At 72.1% G+C, this 17,233-nt stretch carries 17 protein-coding genes; 13 read left to right on the top strand and 4 right to left on the bottom strand.

Going from position 1 to position 17,233, the window contains the following annotated elements; translation table 11 throughout:
- Positions 1-87: 87 nt before the first annotated feature.
- From ACFPQ9_RS28590 to ACFPQ9_RS28555, 8 genes are all read left to right on the top strand, one after another.
- Positions 88-795, top strand: coding sequence for a 2-hydroxychromene-2-carboxylate isomerase (locus ACFPQ9_RS28590; protein WP_380859360.1), 708 nt, complete (start codon positions 88-90; stop codon positions 793-795).
- Complete coding sequence (locus ACFPQ9_RS28585; RefSeq protein ID WP_380859357.1) at positions 776-1,651, top strand: alpha/beta fold hydrolase; 876 nt, start codon at positions 776-778, stop codon at positions 1,649-1,651. The genes ACFPQ9_RS28590 and ACFPQ9_RS28585 overlap by 20 nt, the downstream gene beginning before the upstream one ends.
- Complete coding sequence (locus ACFPQ9_RS28580) at positions 1,648-3,564, top strand: enoyl-CoA hydratase-related protein (RefSeq protein WP_380859354.1); 1,917 nt, start codon at positions 1,648-1,650, stop codon at positions 3,562-3,564. The genes ACFPQ9_RS28585 and ACFPQ9_RS28580 overlap by 4 nt, the downstream gene beginning before the upstream one ends.
- On the top strand, positions 3,561-3,848 hold the full coding sequence (locus tag ACFPQ9_RS28575) for a DUF6059 family protein (RefSeq protein ID WP_380859351.1): 288 nt from the start codon (positions 3,561-3,563) through the stop codon (positions 3,846-3,848). The genes ACFPQ9_RS28580 and ACFPQ9_RS28575 overlap by 4 nt, the downstream gene beginning before the upstream one ends.
- A complete protein-coding gene (locus ACFPQ9_RS28570; protein ID WP_380859348.1) occupies positions 3,845-4,402 on the top strand; it encodes a sigma-70 family RNA polymerase sigma factor in 558 nt (185 codons plus the stop codon). The genes ACFPQ9_RS28575 and ACFPQ9_RS28570 overlap by 4 nt, the downstream gene beginning before the upstream one ends.
- Before the next feature lie 4 nt (positions 4,403-4,406).
- Entirely contained in the window at positions 4,407-4,976 is a 570-nt protein-coding gene (locus tag ACFPQ9_RS28565) for a DUF5134 domain-containing protein (RefSeq protein WP_380859345.1), read from the top strand.
- Positions 4,977-4,981: 5 nt separating this feature from the next.
- The gene (locus ACFPQ9_RS28560) at positions 4,982-5,596 is read left to right on the top strand and encodes a TetR/AcrR family transcriptional regulator (RefSeq protein WP_380859342.1); all 615 of its coding nucleotides are present in this window, start codon (positions 4,982-4,984) and stop codon (positions 5,594-5,596) included.
- 94 nt (positions 5,597-5,690) lie between these two features.
- A complete protein-coding gene (locus tag ACFPQ9_RS28555) occupies positions 5,691-6,278 on the top strand; it encodes an NADPH-dependent FMN reductase (RefSeq protein WP_380859339.1) in 588 nt (195 codons plus the stop codon).
- 19 nt (positions 6,279-6,297) lie between these two features.
- On the opposite strand, the gene ACFPQ9_RS28550 is transcribed toward ACFPQ9_RS28555, so the two are convergent.
- Both ACFPQ9_RS28550 and ACFPQ9_RS28545 read right to left on the bottom strand, forming a co-directional pair.
- Positions 6,298-7,980, bottom strand: coding sequence for an IclR family transcriptional regulator domain-containing protein (locus ACFPQ9_RS28550; RefSeq protein ID WP_380859336.1), 1,683 nt, complete (start codon positions 7,978-7,980; stop codon positions 6,298-6,300).
- Between the two features lie 103 nt (positions 7,981-8,083).
- Entirely contained in the window at positions 8,084-9,364 is a 1,281-nt protein-coding gene (locus ACFPQ9_RS28545) for a M6 family metalloprotease domain-containing protein (protein WP_380859333.1), read from the bottom strand.
- A 279-nt stretch (positions 9,365-9,643) separates the two neighbouring features.
- On the opposite strand from ACFPQ9_RS28545, the gene ACFPQ9_RS28540 reads away from it, so the two are divergent.
- Together ACFPQ9_RS28540 and ACFPQ9_RS28535 are read left to right on the top strand one after the other, a co-directional pair.
- On the top strand, positions 9,644-10,288 hold the full coding sequence (locus ACFPQ9_RS28540) for a TetR/AcrR family transcriptional regulator (RefSeq protein WP_380859330.1): 645 nt from the start codon (positions 9,644-9,646) through the stop codon (positions 10,286-10,288).
- A 150-nt stretch (positions 10,289-10,438) separates the two neighbouring features.
- Positions 10,439-11,980, top strand: coding sequence for an MFS transporter (locus tag ACFPQ9_RS28535; RefSeq protein WP_380859327.1), 1,542 nt, complete (start codon positions 10,439-10,441; stop codon positions 11,978-11,980).
- Between the two features lie 426 nt (positions 11,981-12,406).
- Here the strand turns inward: ACFPQ9_RS28535 and ACFPQ9_RS28530 are convergent, their stop codons facing one another.
- On the bottom strand, positions 12,407-12,946 hold the full coding sequence (locus ACFPQ9_RS28530) for a MarR family winged helix-turn-helix transcriptional regulator (protein WP_380859324.1): 540 nt from the start codon (positions 12,944-12,946) through the stop codon (positions 12,407-12,409).
- A 118-nt stretch (positions 12,947-13,064) separates the two neighbouring features.
- On the opposite strand from ACFPQ9_RS28530, the gene ACFPQ9_RS28525 reads away from it, so the two are divergent.
- Positions 13,065-13,850: a dioxygenase family protein gene (locus tag ACFPQ9_RS28525; protein WP_380859321.1), complete on the top strand. Its 786-nt coding sequence runs from the start codon at positions 13,065-13,067 to the stop codon at positions 13,848-13,850.
- Positions 13,851-13,861: 11 nt separating this feature from the next.
- On the opposite strand, the gene ACFPQ9_RS28520 is transcribed toward ACFPQ9_RS28525, so the two are convergent.
- Complete coding sequence (locus ACFPQ9_RS28520) at positions 13,862-14,392, bottom strand: GNAT family N-acetyltransferase (RefSeq protein WP_380859318.1); 531 nt, start codon at positions 14,390-14,392, stop codon at positions 13,862-13,864.
- Between the two features lie 201 nt (positions 14,393-14,593).
- On the opposite strand from ACFPQ9_RS28520, the gene ACFPQ9_RS28515 reads away from it, so the two are divergent.
- Both ACFPQ9_RS28515 and ACFPQ9_RS28510 read left to right on the top strand, forming a co-directional pair.
- Positions 14,594-15,592, top strand: coding sequence for a sigma-70 family RNA polymerase sigma factor (locus ACFPQ9_RS28515; RefSeq protein ID WP_380859315.1), 999 nt, complete (start codon positions 14,594-14,596; stop codon positions 15,590-15,592).
- Between the two features lie 310 nt (positions 15,593-15,902).
- Positions 15,903-16,562, top strand: a complete 660-nt coding sequence (locus ACFPQ9_RS28510; protein ID WP_380859312.1) for a TetR/AcrR family transcriptional regulator — start codon at positions 15,903-15,905, stop codon at positions 16,560-16,562.
- The last annotated feature ends 671 nt before the right edge of the window (positions 16,563-17,233 follow it).

The raw sequence follows: 17,233 nt of genomic DNA, 5'->3' as shown, positions 1-17,233 counted from the left end.
CCGGGCGGCAAGAGCCCCCGTCACCGGCGCCGGGTCCCGGCCCCGGCACCGAACCCCGACCCCACACAGTCCCGGAAGGCGAGGGCGATGACCACGGACAGGATCTTCTACTTCTCCCTGCGCAGCCCGTACTCCTGGCTGGCGCACCGGGAGCTGACGGCACGTCACCCCGAGGTCGCGGCCGCTCTGGAGTGGGTGCCCTACTGGGAGCCCGACGCGCACAGCGAACGGCTCCTCACCGAGACCGGGGACACCTTCGTCTACACGGCCATGTCCCGCCCCAAGCACTTCTACATCCTCGCCGACGTACGCAGGCTCGCCACCGCACGCGGTCTGAAGGTCACCTGGCCCGTGGACCGGAACCCTGTCTGGGAGGTCCCCCACCTCGCCTACCTCGCCTGCCGGTCGCACGGTCGCGGCGCCGAGTTCGCCGACCGCGTCTACTCCGCCCGCTGGCTGGAGGGCAGGGACATCTGCGACCCCGCGACCATGGCCGCCATCGGCAAGGAGATGGACCTCGACCCCGCCGAACTCGCCGGTGCCGCCGACGATCCCGCCCTGCGCGAGGAGGGCGCCAGGGCGCTGCGCCGCGCCGTCCGGGATGGCGTGTTCGGGGTGCCGTACTTCATCAACGGCCACGACAAGTACTGGGGCCTTGACCGCCTCGACGCCTTCCTCGGCACTCTCGGCCACGGGCCGGACGGTGACCCGCCGGCCGTCGGGGAGCCGCTCGCCGAACGGGCGCCCGACACGCGCGCAGGAGGTGACCTCGGCCATGGTGGGGGGTGCGGCTGACCGGACGGCGCGTACGCGCACCGCCGGTGTAACGGCCGAGGCCGGGGGATGGGTCTTCGGCTGGCACCGGCGCGGCACCGGCGACCCGGTCGTCCTGCTGCACGGGCTGCTCACCGACAGCCGGGTGTGGGAGCCCGTCACGGCGGGGCTGGCCGCCACCCGGACGACCGTCGCCGTCGACGCGCCCGGCCACGGCCTGGCGCCGCCGCGGAGGTCCGCGTACACCCTGGAGGAGGAGGTCGACAGGCTCGCGGACGCCTACCGCGGCGCCATGGGCGAGCGGCCCGCGGTGTGGGTGGGCCACTCCATGGGCGGTATGAAGTGCTGGCGCATGGCCCTGCGGCACCCCGCGCTCGTCTCCGCCCTCGTCCTGGTGGACACCCGCCCCGACGAGGAACCGGAGAACACCAGGCGCCCCTTCGAGGCGATGGTGGAGGCGGTGCTGGCGGACGGCATGAGCCCCGATCTCGCGGCCATGGTCGCCCGCCTCAACTTCCGCCGCGCCTTCCTCACCAGTGACACCGCGCGGCGGTGGACCGAGCACTTCACCACCCTCACCGGCGACCGCATCGAGCACGCCTGCCACTCCGTCTACCGGCGGGGCGACATCACCGACCGGCTGTCCGAGGTGAACGTTCCGGTGCTCGTGGTCCACGGCGCCGACGACGTCCCCATCCGGCTGCCCGTCGTGCGCGAGTACACCGCGCGCATGCCCGGCGCGCGGCTCGTGGTGCTGCCCGCCACCGGGCACACCCCGCCGATCGAACGTCCCGCCGAACTCCTCGACGCCATCCGCGAGTTCCTCGGCGACCCGATCGTTTCCCCCCGCCCCCCGACCGCCCAGGAGAACCCGTGACCACCCAGCGACCCGAGGTCCGTGAGACCGTCACCACCCCCCGGCCGCGCGACGTCCAGCTGCCGGAGGGCGCGGGCACTCTCCTGCTGATCACGCTCGACAACGGACTTCCGCCGCTCGGCCCCGCCATGCGGCCCACCACCTTCGGCCCCGAGGGGCTCGACCGGCTGGACGCGGTCCTCGACGAGGCGGCGGCCCGGGCCCGGACGGGCGACATCGCCGCGGTCGCGGTCACCGGCACCGCGTTCATGTTCAGCACCGGCGCGGATCTCGCCCTGGCGGCCGGCGTCACCGACCGCGAGGAGGCGGTGCGCACCCTGCGCCGCGGCCACCAGGTCTTCCGCCGTCTCGGCGAGCTGCCGGTGCCGAGCTTCGCGTTCCTCAACGGCGTCACCATCGGCGGCGGCCTCGAACTCGCCCTGCACTGCGGCTACCGCACCCTCTCGCGCGGCGCCCCCGCCCTCGCCCTCCCCGAGTGCTCGCTCGGCCTCGTCCCGGCCTGGGGCGGTGCCTGGCTGGCCCCGCGGCTGCTCGGCCCCGACCGGGCCGTCACCCTGATGCTGGAACACCCGCTGTCCGCCCGCCGCATGCTCTCCGCCACCGAGGCCCACACGCTCGGTCTGGCGGACGTCCTGCTGGAGCCCTCCAGGTTCCTCGACCGCTCGCTCGCCTGGGTCGCCGGCGTACTGCGCGGGCAGCACACGGTGACCCGGCCCGCGCCGGAAGCCTTCGCCGACCAGTGGGACGACGCGCTGACCCGCGCCGCCGGCCTGGTCGAGACCCACACGCACGGAGCCGTGCCCGCACCCCGCCGCGTCCTGGAGCTGCTGGAACTCAGCAGGACGGCCACCCGCGACGACGTGCTCACCGCCGCCGAGCAGACCGCGGCCGACCTCTTCGGCACCCCTGAGTTCCGCTCCAGCCTCTACGCCTTCCAGCTCACCCAGAAGCGCGCCGAGACGCACCCCGGGCGCCCCGATCCCCGCCGGGCCCGGCCGGTGCGCGGCGTGGGGGTGATCGGCGACGGGGAGCACGGTCTGCGGCTCGCGGCGATGCTGCTGGAGAAGCTGCGCATCCCGGTCGCCGTGTGCGTCCCCGACCCGGCCAGCCGGGACGCCGCGACCGGCGAACTGCGCCGCCTCCTCGACGAGGCCGCGTCCTGCGGCCGTATCCCGGCGGCGGACGCCGAGCGCTGCGCCGGGCTCATCAGCTGTGGCACCGCGGTGGACGTCGTCGCGGACGCCGACGCCGTCGTCGCGGCCCTGCCCGGCGGGCGGCCCGGCGAGGACGACGCCGTGCTGCGGCAGGCCGAGGGCGTCGTCTCCGAGGACTGCGTCGTCCTCGCCGTCGGCCGCCGCACGGTCGCCGATGTCGCCTCCGGGCTCAAGAACCCCGGGCGGGTGGTCGGCCTCGCCCTGCCCACTGCCGGCTCCGCTCCCGGCGCCGTGGAACTGACCCGGGCCGGAGCCACCGACACCGCGTACGCCACGGCGGGCGCACTCGTCGCCCGGCTGGGTCTGCCCTGTCTGCCCGTCGGCGACCACGCCGGGTCCGTGGCGGACCGGCTCCGGACCACGTTCGTGGGCGCGCTGCTCGACCGCGCCCGTGAGGAGGACCTCGACACGGTCTGCGCACCGCTCGCCCTGCCGACGCCGCCGAGCGTGCTGTGCGAACGGCTGCGCCGGGCCGGCGGCCTGGCCGACTCGGCGCCGGCCGTGGCGGCCACCGCCGACGACGCGCTCGACCACGCGCTGGCGGCCCTGGCCCGCGACATCGGCGCACTCGTCGCCGAGGGCACACTGGCCGGCAACGCCGACGCCGACCTGATCCTCCTGGCGAGCGGCGAGTGGCCCTTCCACCTGGGGGGCGTCACCCCGTACCTGAACCGGTCCGGCATCGCCGCACGCGGATGAGGAGCGTCCTGCCGTGGCGCTACCGGGCCCTGGTCCTGCTCAACGGCTGCTGGAAGGCGCTGAAGGCGTACGGGAGTTTGTGGATCGCCCCGGGCCATCCCGAGTACACCGCGCTGGTCCTGCGGTCAGGCGACCCGCCGCCGGGCCATCCGGAGCGCCGGGGCGCGGGGATCCCACTGACCGCTGAGGAGCGCGCGCTCGAACGCCGCATGTACGAGGACACCGGCGGCAAGCGGAAACGGCTTCCGCCCGGCGATGAGCTCCGAGGGAGAGGAACTCCGTGACCGACACAGACCGGCTGACCCGCGACACGCACGCGACCCGGCTGGCACTCGCGGCCCGCGACGGTGATGTGGACGCGGCAGAGCGCTTCGTCCGCTCCCTGCACCGCGACGTCTGGCGCTTCGTGGCCCACCTCAGCCGTGACCCACAGGTCGCCGACGACCTGACGCAGGAGACGTTCCTGCGTGCGCTCGGCGCGCTTCGCCGTTTCCAGGGCCGTTCGTCCGCGCGGACCTGGCTGCTGACCATCGCGCGGCGGGCCGTCGTCGACAGCAGCCGGTACGCGGCGTCCCGGCCACGCCTGTACGCCGTTCCCGACTGGGAGTCGATGGCCGAACGCTCCCAGCCGCGCGGCCTGCCCGGCTTCGACGACGGCGTCGCCCTGGGGCAGTTGCTCGACACCCTGCCCGAGGAACGCCGCGAGGCCTTCGTCCTCACCCAGTTGCTGGGCCTGCGCTACGCCGAGGCCGCTCAGGTCAGCGGATGCGCGGTGGGAACCGTGCGGTCCCGGGTGGCGCGGGCCCGGGCCACTCTCATCGAGGACCTGGGGGGTTGACCGCATGCAGCACGCGGCACTGTCCGGCTTCCCCGGCTGGTTGCTCGGGGCACTGTGCGCGGCCGTCGGCGCCTACTGTCTGCTCCGCGTGCGCACCGGGCCCCGTGCGGAGCGTGCCGAGATGACGGGCGACGCGCTGATGGGTCTCTCCATGGCCGTCATGGCGCCGCCGTCGTTGATGGCCGTCCTGCCCAGCTGGAGCGGCACCGTGTTCGCGGCCGTCTTCACCGCCGTCGGAGTGGCCGCGTTGGTGCTGTGGCGTCCGCCGCACCGGCGACTGCACCACGCCGTCGCCGCGTTCGCGATGGTCTACATGGCGTTCGCCATGCCGACGGGCGCACAGCACGCAGGCACAGGGCACGGTGACGGGATGGCGGTCGGTGTCGGTGTGCCGGCGCTCACCGGAGTGCTGCTGGCCTACTTCGCCGGCTACGTCCTCTATACCGGAGCCACCCTCGTGACCGCAGGCCCCGCGGACGCCCCCGGGCCGGTCCCGCCCCTCGGCACGTTCTTGACCAGGGCCTGCCGCATCGCGATGGCGGTGGCCATGCTCACCATGCTCGCGGCCCTCTGACCGCCGTGGGAGGCAGGCGCAGACAGGCTCGCGGCGAGCGCCGTATCGCGCAGCTGCTCGACGCGACGGCCAGCGTGTTCTGCAAGTCCGGCTACGCCGCGACCAGCATGAACGCCATCGCACGTGAGGCGGGAGTCTCTCCCGGCACGCTGTATCAGTTCTTCCCCAACAAGGAAGCGATCTCGGCGCGACTCGGTGAGCGCCTGCTGCGGCAGATGACCGAGGTGCACGGCCGGCTCGTGACCGACGCCGAGGCGGCACTGCCCCTGGAAGCGATGCTGGACGCCGTCCTTGATCCGATCCTCGAATTCAGCCTCGGCAACCCGGCGTTCACCGTGCTGGTCCACGAACCAGAGGGGCCGGGAGTCCTCCAGGCGGCCCTGCGCGGACAGGTCGAGGACGTGATCGCGCGCCGCGCCCCCGAACTGCCCCGCGAGCAGCGCGTGCGCGTCGCCACGACGGCGTTCGCGGTCCTCCAGACGGGGCTGTCCCTGGTCGCACGTCACGAGGGTGCGGAACGGGCCGCCTATGCCGACGAGCTGAAGGCGGCCCTGGCTCGGTATCTGGTGCCGGCCATCGGCGGCGAGGCCGGTCCGGTACGGCGGACCGGGCCCGCTTGACCTCAAGTTAGCTTGAGATTTTACGTTGCTTTCGCGGGCCCGGACACAGGTGCCCGCGATCACCTTTGCCGCCTACCGGAATCGAGGTACCCCCATGTCCCTGCCCCCGCTCAAGGTCGGCGTACTCGTCGGCAGCGTTCGGCCCGGGCGGTTCGCCGACCGGGTCTCGGGGTGGTTCCTGTCCGAGATCGGGCGCCGTGACGACATGGAGACGCATCTCATCGACCTGTCCGAGCCCGATCTCGCCGCCGAACTCAAGCTCACCCTGGAGCGGTCCGACGGCTCCGGCGACGCTCCGACCCTCGCCGAACGCATCGGCGGGCTCGACGGGTTCGTCGTCGTCACGCCCGAGTACAACCACGGGTACCCGGCGTCCCTGAAGCTCGCCATCGACTACGTCCACCGGGAGTGGCGGGCCAAACCGGTCGGCTTCGTCTCGTACGGCGGTATGGCCGGCGGACAGCGGGCCGTCGAGCAGCTGCGCCAGGTCTTCGCCGAGCTGCACGCGGTGACCCTGCGCGACACCGTCAGTTTTCACATGGCCTGGGAGCAGTTCGACGAGGACGGACATCCCCATGACCGGGACGGCACCGCCAAGGCCGCGTCCGTCCTGCTGGACCAGCTCGCCTGGTGGGGGCTCACCCTGCGCGAGGGCCGCGCCGCCAGGCCGTACGACGGCTGAGCCGGCGGATCACACCCCCTCACCCCACCGCGACCCCGCCGAACCGCCCCGCCACCCGCAGATCCCCCTCCACCCGCCCGGCCGTCTCCACCAGCTCGGGCAGCACCTCCCGTACGCACTCCTCCACCGATCGCCGAGCTGCGTGCATCGCCACGTTCAGCGCGGCGACCACACGGCCCGTGCGGTCGCGGACCGGTACCGCCACCGAGCGCAGGCCCGCCTCCAGTTCCTCGTCGACCAGGGCGTATCCGTGGGCGCGGACGTGGGACAGGGCGCTCTCCAGGGTCGCGGGGTCCGTGACGGTGCGCGGGGTCAGGGGGCGTAGCTCGCGCAGGGCCGACGACAACTGGCCGTCGCCCTCCGGGAGATCGGCCAGCAGCACCCGGCCCATCGACGTCGCATACGCCGGCAGCCGCGTGCCGATCGTGATGTTGACGCTCATCACACGGCTGGTGGCGGCCCGCGCGATGTACTGGATCTCCTCGGCCGACGGCGTCAGCACCGCCAGGGACGCCGACTCGTGGACCCGGTCGGCGAGTTCGGCCAGGTGCGGGGTGGCGATCTGGGCCAGGGACGTGCGGGACAGGGGCGGGTAGCCGAGGGACAGGACCCGGGGGGTGAGGGAGAAGGCGCGGTTGCCCGACGGGCGTACCAGGCCCAGGTGTTCGTAGGTGATGAGCGCGCGTCGGGCCGTCGCCCGGGCCAGCCCGGTCGCGTTGGCCACGTCCGTGAGCGTCAGCTCGGCCCGGCCCTCGCCGAACGCGGTCAGTACGGTCAGCCCGCGCGCCAGCGACTCCACGAACTCCCTGCCCAGTTCCTGCTTGGAGGCGCCGGTCCAGGTCGCGAGGCCCGCCGGAGCGGTCGCGGGGCGCGGCTCCGGTGCCTCGCGCAGCTGCCGCTCCATGTCCGCGACCGCCGTCCGCAGACGGGGCAGGAGCGTGTCGCGCAGATCGGCGGCGGTGTGCCGGCTGGTGTGGCTCACCACGTTCGCCACGCACGCGATACGGCCGCCCGCCCGCGGATCCCGTACGGGGACGGACACCGCGACCAGCCCCGGCTCGATCAACTGGTCGTCCAGCGCCCAGCCGTCCTTGCGCGCCCGCGCCGCCCGGCGTTCGAAGTCCTCGTCGGAGGAGGAGTGCGACTGCCACGGCGCGGCCGGGAAGCCGCGGTCGTCCGGGTCCGCCGCCCGGCGCTCGCGCCACGTCCGCCACTGCGCGTCCGTCCACTCCGTCGCGAACAGCGGGCCCGGCGAGGTGCGTTCGGCCGGGAGCAGGTCGCCGATGCGGAAGCTGAGGGACATCGCGCGGCGGCGGGTCGCCTGATGGATGAAGCGGATGCCGTCGCGGTCGGCGACCGCCAGGGACACCGACTCGTCCAACTCGTCGGCGAGCGCGTCGGCGTGGGAGGCGAGGAGGGCCGGCAGGGCGAGGGCGGCGAGGTAGGCGTTGCCCAGTTCCATCACGCGCGGGGCCAGCACGATGTCACGGCCGTCGAGGCGGACGTACCCCATGCGCGCGAGCGTGGACGTGATCCGGTCCACCGTCGAGCGCGCCAGTCCGGTGCCGCGCTCCAGAGCGCTCGCGCTCAGCGTCCCCCCGGCCTCGGTCAGCCGCCGCAGCACCGTCACTCCCCGGATCAGCGGCGTGACCGCCTCCGTGGGCACAGCACGGTCGTCGTCCAGGGTCGTCTTCGCGGGCATCGGCTCTCCGTACGGCGTTCGCGGCAGCCTCAACCGTAATCCGCCCCGGGCACGCACGCGGCGACCTGGGCGTACGCCGGCCCACCGATATCCCCGCCCACCCCTACCCCCGACTGATCCGCACCCGATAGCTCCCCGTCAGCTCCGCCCCCAGCACCGTCACCCGCACCCCCCGCTCCTTGTCCCGGAACTCCTCCCCGGGGCCGAACGTCGCGTCCGAGAGCTCGGCGTGGACGTTCGGGCTGCGGGTGCAGCCGCCGCTGTCCTCGTGGGAGTCCTGGACCCGCACCGGGCCCATCCCGGTGTCCACGTCCGCGTCGACCCGGTAGATCAGGACGCCGGGGCGGCACACCGACTCGTCGTTGCCCTCGCGGGTGCGCAGTTCGAGGGCGTAGCCGGTGCGGCGGCTCAGCGGTACGAAGACCAGCTTCGGGCCGCCCTCGCGGGCCAGCGGGGTCAGGGAGTACTCGGTGGTCCCCCGGTTCGCCGCGCACCGCACCTGTGCGCCGTCCAGCCAGCCCAGCTTCCACTTGTGCCAGCCCAGCAGGTCGTTGTTGGCCCCCCAGTCCTCGCTCATGATGTCCCAGTGCCCGACCGCGCCCCCGCCCTCGGCGGTGTAGAGGTCGGGCAGGCCGAAGACATGGCCGTTCTCGTGGGGGAGGACCCGGTAGCCGGTGCGGTGGTAGGTGCCGGAGCCGTCGTCCTGGCGGGAGTAGACGAAGGAGGCGTTGGCCACCGAGACGCCGTCGGCGACCGGGGCATCGGTGTTGCCCGCGAAGGTCACCGACAGGACCGTGTCCAGGGCCGACGGGCCGGCGTTAGGGGTGACCAGGACGTTCAGGAAGTCGTACTCCCGGAAATCGACCTTCGGATCGGCGGCGACCACGATGTCCTGGACCAGCCGCCGGTACCCGGGGTCGAAGGGCGCGCCGCGCTCTATGCCGTAGGCCCGGAAGGACTTGGGCATCCGCAGCCAGCCGGGTATCGGGGTCTTCGGGCGGTAGTCGAGGCGGCCGTAGGAGCTGGTGCGGTACCAGTCCTGGGTCTGTGGGAAGAACTCGTCGAAGCGGTCGAGCGCGCGGCCCGGACCGGGCGCGTCGGGGAAGTCGACCATGACGGTGAGTGCGTGGACGGTGCCGGTGGAGCGGGAGTAGCCGCGGGGTGTCGGCATTCCTTCCGACATCTGGATCGTCGGCCGGCCGGTGATCATGCAGGGCTTCAGGGCGGAGGGGTGCTCCGGCGAGATCGGTCCCGCTCCCGCCACCGTCGACGATCCCGCCGTGAGGTTCCCGGTGCCTGCGGAGGTGCTGACCGCGAAGGTCAGGGCTGTCACGGAGACGAGGGCGGCGACACGGCGGGGGCGTATCCGTCGGCTCGGCTGCATGCATGGGCCCTTCAGTCCATGGCAGCCCGCCCCGACTGCGTGCTGCACCCTCTCGATCACCCTGTGTCGAGGGGGGAGTGCACGCCCGTTGGAAGAGCCCGAACGTGGGTTCTTCGGCTATAAGTATGTGATTCAGGTCACATGGAATCTTTTCCATGGCCGGAAATAACCGGGGATCCTCTCCCCGTTTAGCCATGTGTCCGAGCGAAACGGGGAGAGCGTCCCCGGATCGCCACCCGGCGGCAACAACCGCCGCCCCAGCAGCATCAGGAGTACGCCGTGCAGACCGTGACCCCCGTAGCGCGCAAGGCGCCCCGGCCGCGTGCCGACGCCCTGCGCAACCGGGAGCGGATCGTCACCGCCGCCCGGGAGATGTTCGTCGAGTTCGGCCCCGATGTGCCGCTCGACGAGATCGCCCGCCGGGCCGGCGTCGGCAATGCCACGGTGTACCGCAACTTCCCCGACCGCGACGCACTGGTCCGCGAGGTCGTCTGCTCCGTCATGGACCGTACGGTCGCGGCGGCCGAACGCGCGCTCACGCAGACCGGGGATGCCTTCGAGGCCCTGGAACGCTTCGTGCACACCGCCGCCGACGAGCGGATCAGCGCGCTGTGCCCGATGGTCCAGAGCACGTTCGACCAGAACCACCCGGACCTGGAGGCCTCGCGCGAGCGGTGCGAGCGCCTCATCGGGGCGATCATGGACCGCGCCAAGGCGGCGGGCCAGCTCCGCTCCGACGTGGACGTCGGCGACGTCATGATCGCCGCGGCCCAGCTCAGCCGGCCCATGGCCGGAACCGGGTGCGACATCGCCGACCGCTATGTCCACCGTCATCTCCAGCTGTTCCTGGACGGACTGCGGGCCCCGGCCCGTTCGTCCCTGCCCGGCACGGCGCTGACCATGGAGGACCTGCGCAAGGCCTGACCTGACCGCTCAGTTCCGAGCAGCACGGCAGTCACCACACCGTACGTAGCCGTTTCTTTCGATCCCTGCATCTCACCGGCCGTCACAGCCGACGAGCCGTCCCCTTCTCTTTCACTTTTTCCGTCACGAAGTCCCGAAGTGGGTATCCCCATGTCTGAAACAGCCGCGAAGGCTCCCGGCAGCGCCCTCGGCGCCGCCGATTCCAATCGCTGGAAAGCGCTCGCGTTCATCGCGATAGCCCAGCTGATGGTCGTCCTCGACGCGACCATCGTGAACATCGCCCTGCCCTCCGCCCAGCAGGACCTGGGCATCTCCGACGGCAACCGGCAGTGGGTCGTCACGGCCTACGCCCTCGCCTTCGGTGGCCTGCTGCTGTTCGGCGGACGTATCGCCGACCTCTGGGGCCGCAAGCGCGCCTTCGTCGTCGGTCTGGGCGGCTTCGCCGCGGCCTCCGCGCTCGGTGGCGCCGCCACCAACGAGGCCATGATGTTCGGCGCCCGTGCCCTGCAGGGTGCGTTCGGCGCGCTGCTCGCCCCGGCCGCGCTCTCCCTGCTCGCCGTGATGTTCACGGACGCCAAGGAGCGTGCGAAGGCGTTCGGCATCTACGGCGCCATCGCCGGTGGTGGCGGTGCCGTCGGTCTGATCCTCGGCGGATTCCTCACCGAGTACCTGGACTGGCGCTGGACGTTCTTCGTCAACATCCCGTTCGCCGTGGTCGCCGCGGCTGGTGCCTGGTACGTAATCCGTGAGCCCGAGGGCGGCCGCAACCGCTCCTCCCTCGACATCCCCGGCGTGATCCTGTCCACCCTCGGTCTGGTCTCGCTGGTCTACGGCTTCACCCGCGCCGAGTCCGACGGCTGGGGCGACCCGATGACCGTCGGCATGTTCGTCGCCTCCGGCGTGCTGCTGCTGGCCTTCGTCCTCGTCGAGGCCAAGGTCAAGGCCCCGCTGCTGCCGCTGCGCGTGGTCACCGAACGCAACCGCGGCGGCGTGTACCTGTCCCTCGGCCTCGCGATCATCGCGATGTTCGGCCTGTTCCTGTTCCTGACCTACTACCTGCAGATCGTGAAGGGCTACTCGCCGGTCAAGACCGGCTTCGCCTTCCTGCCGATGATCGCGGGCATGATCGTCGGGTCCACCCAGATCGGCACCCGTCTGATGACCCGGGTCGCACCGCGGCTGCTGATGGGCCCCGGCTTCCTGGTCGCCGCCCTCGGCATGCTGCTGCTGACCCAGCTGGAGATCGGTTCCTCCTACGCCGCGCTGCTGCTGCCCGCGATGGTGCTGCTCGGCCTCGGTATGGGTACGGCGTTCATGCCGGCCATGTCCCTGGCCACCCAGGGCGTCAAGCCGCAGGACGCCGGTGTCGCCTCCGCGATGGTCAACACCTCCCAGCAGGTGGGTGGTGCCATCGGTACGGCCCTGCTGAACACGATCGCCGCCTCGGCGACCACGTCCTACATCGCCGACCACATCGGCGGTGCGGCCGGCAGGTCCCAGCAGCAGCTGGTCCAGCTGGAGGGCATGGTGCAGGGCTACACCAGCGCCATCTGGTTCGCCGTCGGCATCCTGGTCGTGGCCGCGGGCATCGCGCTGACCTTCGTCAACGCCGGCCGCCCGGGCGGCTCGACGGTGGCCTCCTCCGGGGAGGGCGCCGAGGACGAGGTGCCGGTGCCGGTCGTCGCGCACTGAGCGCTCCGCTGGAAGTGCCGGGTCATGTCGTCGCTCGTCCGCGGCGCCATGGTGGCTGGTCGCGCAGTTCCCCGCGCCCCTTCAGGGCGTTGCCGAACCGCAGTCGATCCGGCCCGCGCCGAGTCGCACGACGACGACCGTCCGGTCGTACCCCCTTCGGGACCAGTAGGACCAGGCGTACGTACGGGGATGGGGACGCTCCGTACGTACGGCCTTCAGGACCTGCCCCGGCCTGGGGCCTGTTCCGAGTTGCCCGTCTGCGCCCCGACGCCCGGCACGCACCCTCGCTGCACGGCGCCACAGGTCAGGTGGCTCCGCCACATGACCTGCGACGCCGCACACCGAGGGCACGCACCGAACGCCGCTGCGCCCGCGCTGCGCGCGGACGACGGAGCAACTCGGAACAGGCCCCACTGAATGAGCGGTTCAGCGGAGCCAGGGCAGGTCCGCACCCGCTTCCGTCGGCTGCAGGCCCTCGGCGACGATCCGCATGATCTCGCCGAGGGCCTTCTGCTGTTCCCCGGTGAGACGGTCGAACATCGCCTGGCGCACGGCCTCCACATGGCCCGGCGCGGTCTCCTTCAGCACCTCCATGCCGGCGTCGGTCAGCACGGCGAACTGGCCCCGCTTGTCGTCGGGGCAGTCCTCACGCCTGACCCAGCCGTTCTTCTCCAGCCGGGCGATGGCGTGCGAGAGACGGGAGCGGGTGATCTTCGCGTACATCGCGAGCTCCGTCATCCGCAGCCTGCGGCGCGGCGACTCGGCGAGCTTGACCAGCAGGCCGTAGTAGATGTGCGGCATGCCCGCGTCACGCTGGAGCTGGCGGTCCAGGTGGTCCTCCAGCAGGGTGACCGCGTCCAGATAGGTGCGCCAGACCCGCTGCTGCTCATCGGTGAGCCAGCGGGTCTCCTGCGTGGGTGCGGACGAGGCGGACGCGGGCGGCGCGGAGGTCGGTGCCGTATTCATGTACTCCACTGTACGAGAGCTCTCCTTGAAATTTTAACTACCCGGACGTACGGTTTGGGCAAGGAATCTTTAGACTTAAAGCATCTGAGGCTTCAGGTCTCCGGAGGGAGTCGTCGTCATGTCCGCCGTCACACAGGAGCGCATGCCTGCCCTCTACCTCAGCCACGGCGCCCCGCCCCTGGCGGACGACCCGATCTGGCCCGGCGAACTCGCGGCCTGGTCCGCCGGGCTGCCGCGCCCCAAGGCGATCCTCATGGTCTCCGCCCACTGGGAGGAGGCCCCCCTCGCCATCGGTGCCACCGAGCGCGTTCCTCTCGTCCACGACTTCTGGGGCTTCCCGGAGCACTACTACCAGGTGACCTATCCGGCCCCCGGCGCCCCCGAGCTCGCCGCGTCCGTACGCAAGCTGCTGCGCGCCCCCGGCACCCCCGTGCAGGACATCCCGGACCGCGGCCTCGACCACGGCGCCTACGTCCCGCTCGTCGAGATGTACCCCGAGGCCGACATCCCCGTCCTCCAGGTCTCCATGCCGACCCTGGACCCCGTCCAGCTGATGGAGATCGGTCGCAGACTGGCCCCGCTGCGCGACGAGGGCGTGCTGATCGTCGGCTCCGGCTTCTTCACCCACAACCTGGCCGCGCTGCGCCAGGGCGGCATCCCCGCCTGGTCCGTGGAGTTCGACGACTGGGGCCGCCGGGCCCTGGAGAGCCGCGACTTCGACGCCCTGCTGGACTTCCTGCACAAGGCCCCGGCCGGCCGCTACGCCCACCCGCGCACCGAGCACTTCGCCCCCCTCTTCGTGACGCTGGGCGCGGCGGACGCGGCCGGTGATCAGGAGACGCAGAGGTCGGTGATCGACGGTTTCTGGATGGGACTGGCGAAGCGGTCGGTGCAGTTCGGCTGAGAGGTCCCGGCTCAGAGGTCCTTCTCGTACCAGGCGACGTCCCAGTAGCGGCCGAACTTGCGGCCCACCTCGCGGTAGGTGCCGACGTGCCGGAAGCCGAACCGCTCGTGCAGCCGCACGGACGCCTCGTTCGGCTGCGCGATGCCCGCGTAGGCGCGGTGCAGGTCCTCGCCGTCCAGGGCCTCGAACAGCGCCTTGTACAGCAGGGTGCCGATGCCGCGCCGGCCGGCGTCCGGCGCGAGGTAGATCGTCACCTCGACCGAGGTCGCGTACGCGGGCTTCGGCCGGTGCGGGCCGGATGTGGCATAGCCCAGAATCCGCTGTGAGTTGCCCGTGGAGTCCCGCTCCGCGGCAACCATCAGGCGGTACGGGCCGTCTTCAGGGTGGGAGAGCAACCAAGGGCGGCGCTCTTCCGGCGTGAACACCGCGGTGTCGAAGGTGATCGGGGTCTCGCGTACGTAGTGGTTGTAGAGGGCCGTGAGGGCATCGAGGTCACTCTCGACTCCCGGCCTGACCTGCACCTCTGTACGTCCCGACGACATCGGTCCTCCCTTGTGGCCGAGCAGGATACTGCAAGATCAGAAAAATAGAGGGGCGCCTTGGGAATTCTGTCCTGATTCCAGTCGTTGTTTCCATCGAACGGCGGGCACTCGACAAGAGTCCCGAACGTTCACGAACCACCCGCCCGCCCTCCCCTGCTCTCGAGTGCGCTCGAGCGGGGGCCCCACCGCAAGGGAGCACGCATGGCAACCCGTGCCGTCGCCCGTCGTCAGTCCGCCACCGGCGAGACCACCGACGCGGCACGCAGTGTTCGCGCCCATGGCGGCGAGATCGCGGACCGCGACCTGGTCGGCATGTACCTCGACGAGATCGCGCGTACGCCGCTTCTCGACGCAGCCAAAGAGGTCGAGCTGTCGCAGGTCATCGAGGCGGGTGTGTTTGCCAGGCAGGTCCTCGACGGGTACGAGGAGGCCAAGGCCGACGCCACCCGTGACGAGCTCGAAGCCCTGGTCGCCGAGGGAGAGCGCGCCAAGGACATCTTCATCCGCTCCAACCTCCGCCTGGTCGTCGCGGTGGCCCGACGCTACCCGCGCAGCGGCCTGCCTCTCCTGGACCTGATCCAGGAGGGCAACGCCGGTCTGGTGCGCGCGGTGGAGAAGTTCGACTACCGCAAGGGCTTCAAGTTCTCCACGTACGCCACCTGGTGGATCCGCCAGGCCATCACCCGCTCGATAGCCGACCAGTCCCGCACGATCCGCCTCCCCGTCCACCTGGTGGAGGAGCTGGGCCGTATCCGCCGAGTCCAGCGCGAGTTCAACCGCGAGCACGGCCGGGACCCCGAGCACACGGAGATCGCCACCGAGCTCGGCTCGACGCCCGAGCGCGTCGCGGACGTCCTGGACTGGGCCCGGGACCCGGTCTCGCTGAACATGTCGGTGGACGACGAGGGCGAAACCCAGTTCGGTGACCTCCTGGAGGACACCTCCGCCGTCTCCCCGGAGCAGTCGGTCCTCACCCTCCTGCGCAGCGAGGAACTGGACGACCTGATCGGCCGCCTGGACCAGCGCACGGCGTCCATCATCAAGATGCGCTACGGCATCGAGGACGGCCGGGAACGCACCCTGACCGAGGTGGGCAAGGAGCACGGCCTGACCCGCGAACGCATCCGCCAGATCGAGAAGCACGCCCTGCTGGAACTGAAGAAGCTGGCGCGCAGCACCGGCTTCGACGCCGCCGCCTGACGGCGGGGGCGTACGCCCGGTGGCCAAAGACCGCGCAAACATGGCGATGTAACGCCGCTTCAATGCACATGCCACCGGGAACAAGACCTGCGGGCAAGGGAGTTCAACCCGACCGACCACCACAGACCAAGTCCCGACGCACTCCCCCCGGCGCCGGGACTTCCCACGAGCCGGGCTTCGGCGCCTATCCCCCCTGGGTGCCGGGGCCCGGCTCTCTTCGCACGCCGGACGGGCGGGTCACCCCGTACCTGAACCACGGGGTGGCCCACCCGGATGGCAGATTGTGCCACATGGGCATAGCCTGCCGAACGTGAGCAGCCCCACCCCCGCACGACCTTCGGCCACCTCGTCCCCCTCCCTGACGGAGCGGCGCAAGGCGGCGACCCGTATGGAGATCGCCCGCGCCGCGGCCGCCCTCTTCGTGCGGCAGGGTCTGCGGGCCACCCGGGCCGAGGACATCGCCCAGGCTGCCGGCATCGCTCCGCGCACCTTCTACCGCTACTTCGCCACCAAGGAGGAGGCGGTCTCCCCGCTGTACGCGGCCGGCGCCGACCGCTGGACCCAGGCGGTCCGCGACGCCCCCGCCGAACTCCCCGTCCCCCAGGCCCTGGAACACGCCCTGCGCCACACCCTGACCCCGGGCGGGGGAGTCTCGGAGTCCTCCTGGCAGTGGGCCCGCACCCTGGTCCGCCTGGCCACCTCGAACCCCGCCCTGCGCAAGGTCTGGGCCGAGGTCTGCCATGACTCGGAGTCAAAACTGGCCCAGGCCCTGGCCCGGAGAACCGGCACGGACAACGTTGCCGCCCTCCACTTCGCCGCGGCGGTGGCAGCGGCCTCCATCCGCGTGGCCGTAGAGACCTGGGCCGCGGGAGACGCCCCCGCACAGGGCCCCCAGGGCCCGGCAGCCCAGGCCCTGCGCAACCTGGCCGCACTGAGGAACTTCCCGTGGGAGGACATCGCGGGGGCCTGAAGGACAGGCCGCCGTACGTCGTCTGCGGACCCGTAGTGGCCGATCGCGCAGTTCCCCGCGCCCCTGGGGGGGTGGCAGTCGCCCGGCGGCTGAAGGGCGGGCTGTCGTGCGTCGTGTGCGGGCCCGTGGTGGCTGGTCGCGCAGTTCCCCGCGCCCCTGGGGGGTGGCAGTCGCCCGCGCCGAGACGGACCCGCGGTCGCCGACGGCGTAAGGGGACGTGCCGGGGGGTGTCCGCCCGCAGCGGCGGGCGTCAACGCAGAGCACCGTCCTGAGACGCGGCAACCGCCCGACCGAGGACGGACACCCCCCGGCGCGGCCCCGACCCACCCCACCACCGCAGGCGCTACGCGAACCCCCACCCAGACAAGCGGGCCGCCGCAGGCATCACGCCCCGGCCCGACTCAACCGCCCACCCCCCGGCGCGGCCCCGACCCACCCCACCACCGCAGGCGCTACGCGAACCCCCACCCAGACAAGCGGACCGCCGCAGGCATCACGCCCCGGCCCGACTCAACCGCCCACCCAACTCCCGCACACACCGCACCAGTTCCTCCGGCGACTCCACCACGAACTCGCAGCCCACCATCGCCAACCGCACCGCCATCCACTCCACGGCATCCCCCACAGTCCCCTGCAGCCGACACCCCCCCCCCCCCCCCCCCCCCCCCCCC

It is taken from the genome of Streptomyces coerulescens, from assembly GCF_042657965.1.
GTDB lineage: Bacteria > Actinomycetota > Actinomycetes > Streptomycetales > Streptomycetaceae > Streptomyces > Streptomyces coerulescens.
The sequence above is the reverse complement of the archived record's forward strand: the minus strand, read 5'-3'. Positions and strand labels throughout refer to the sequence as shown.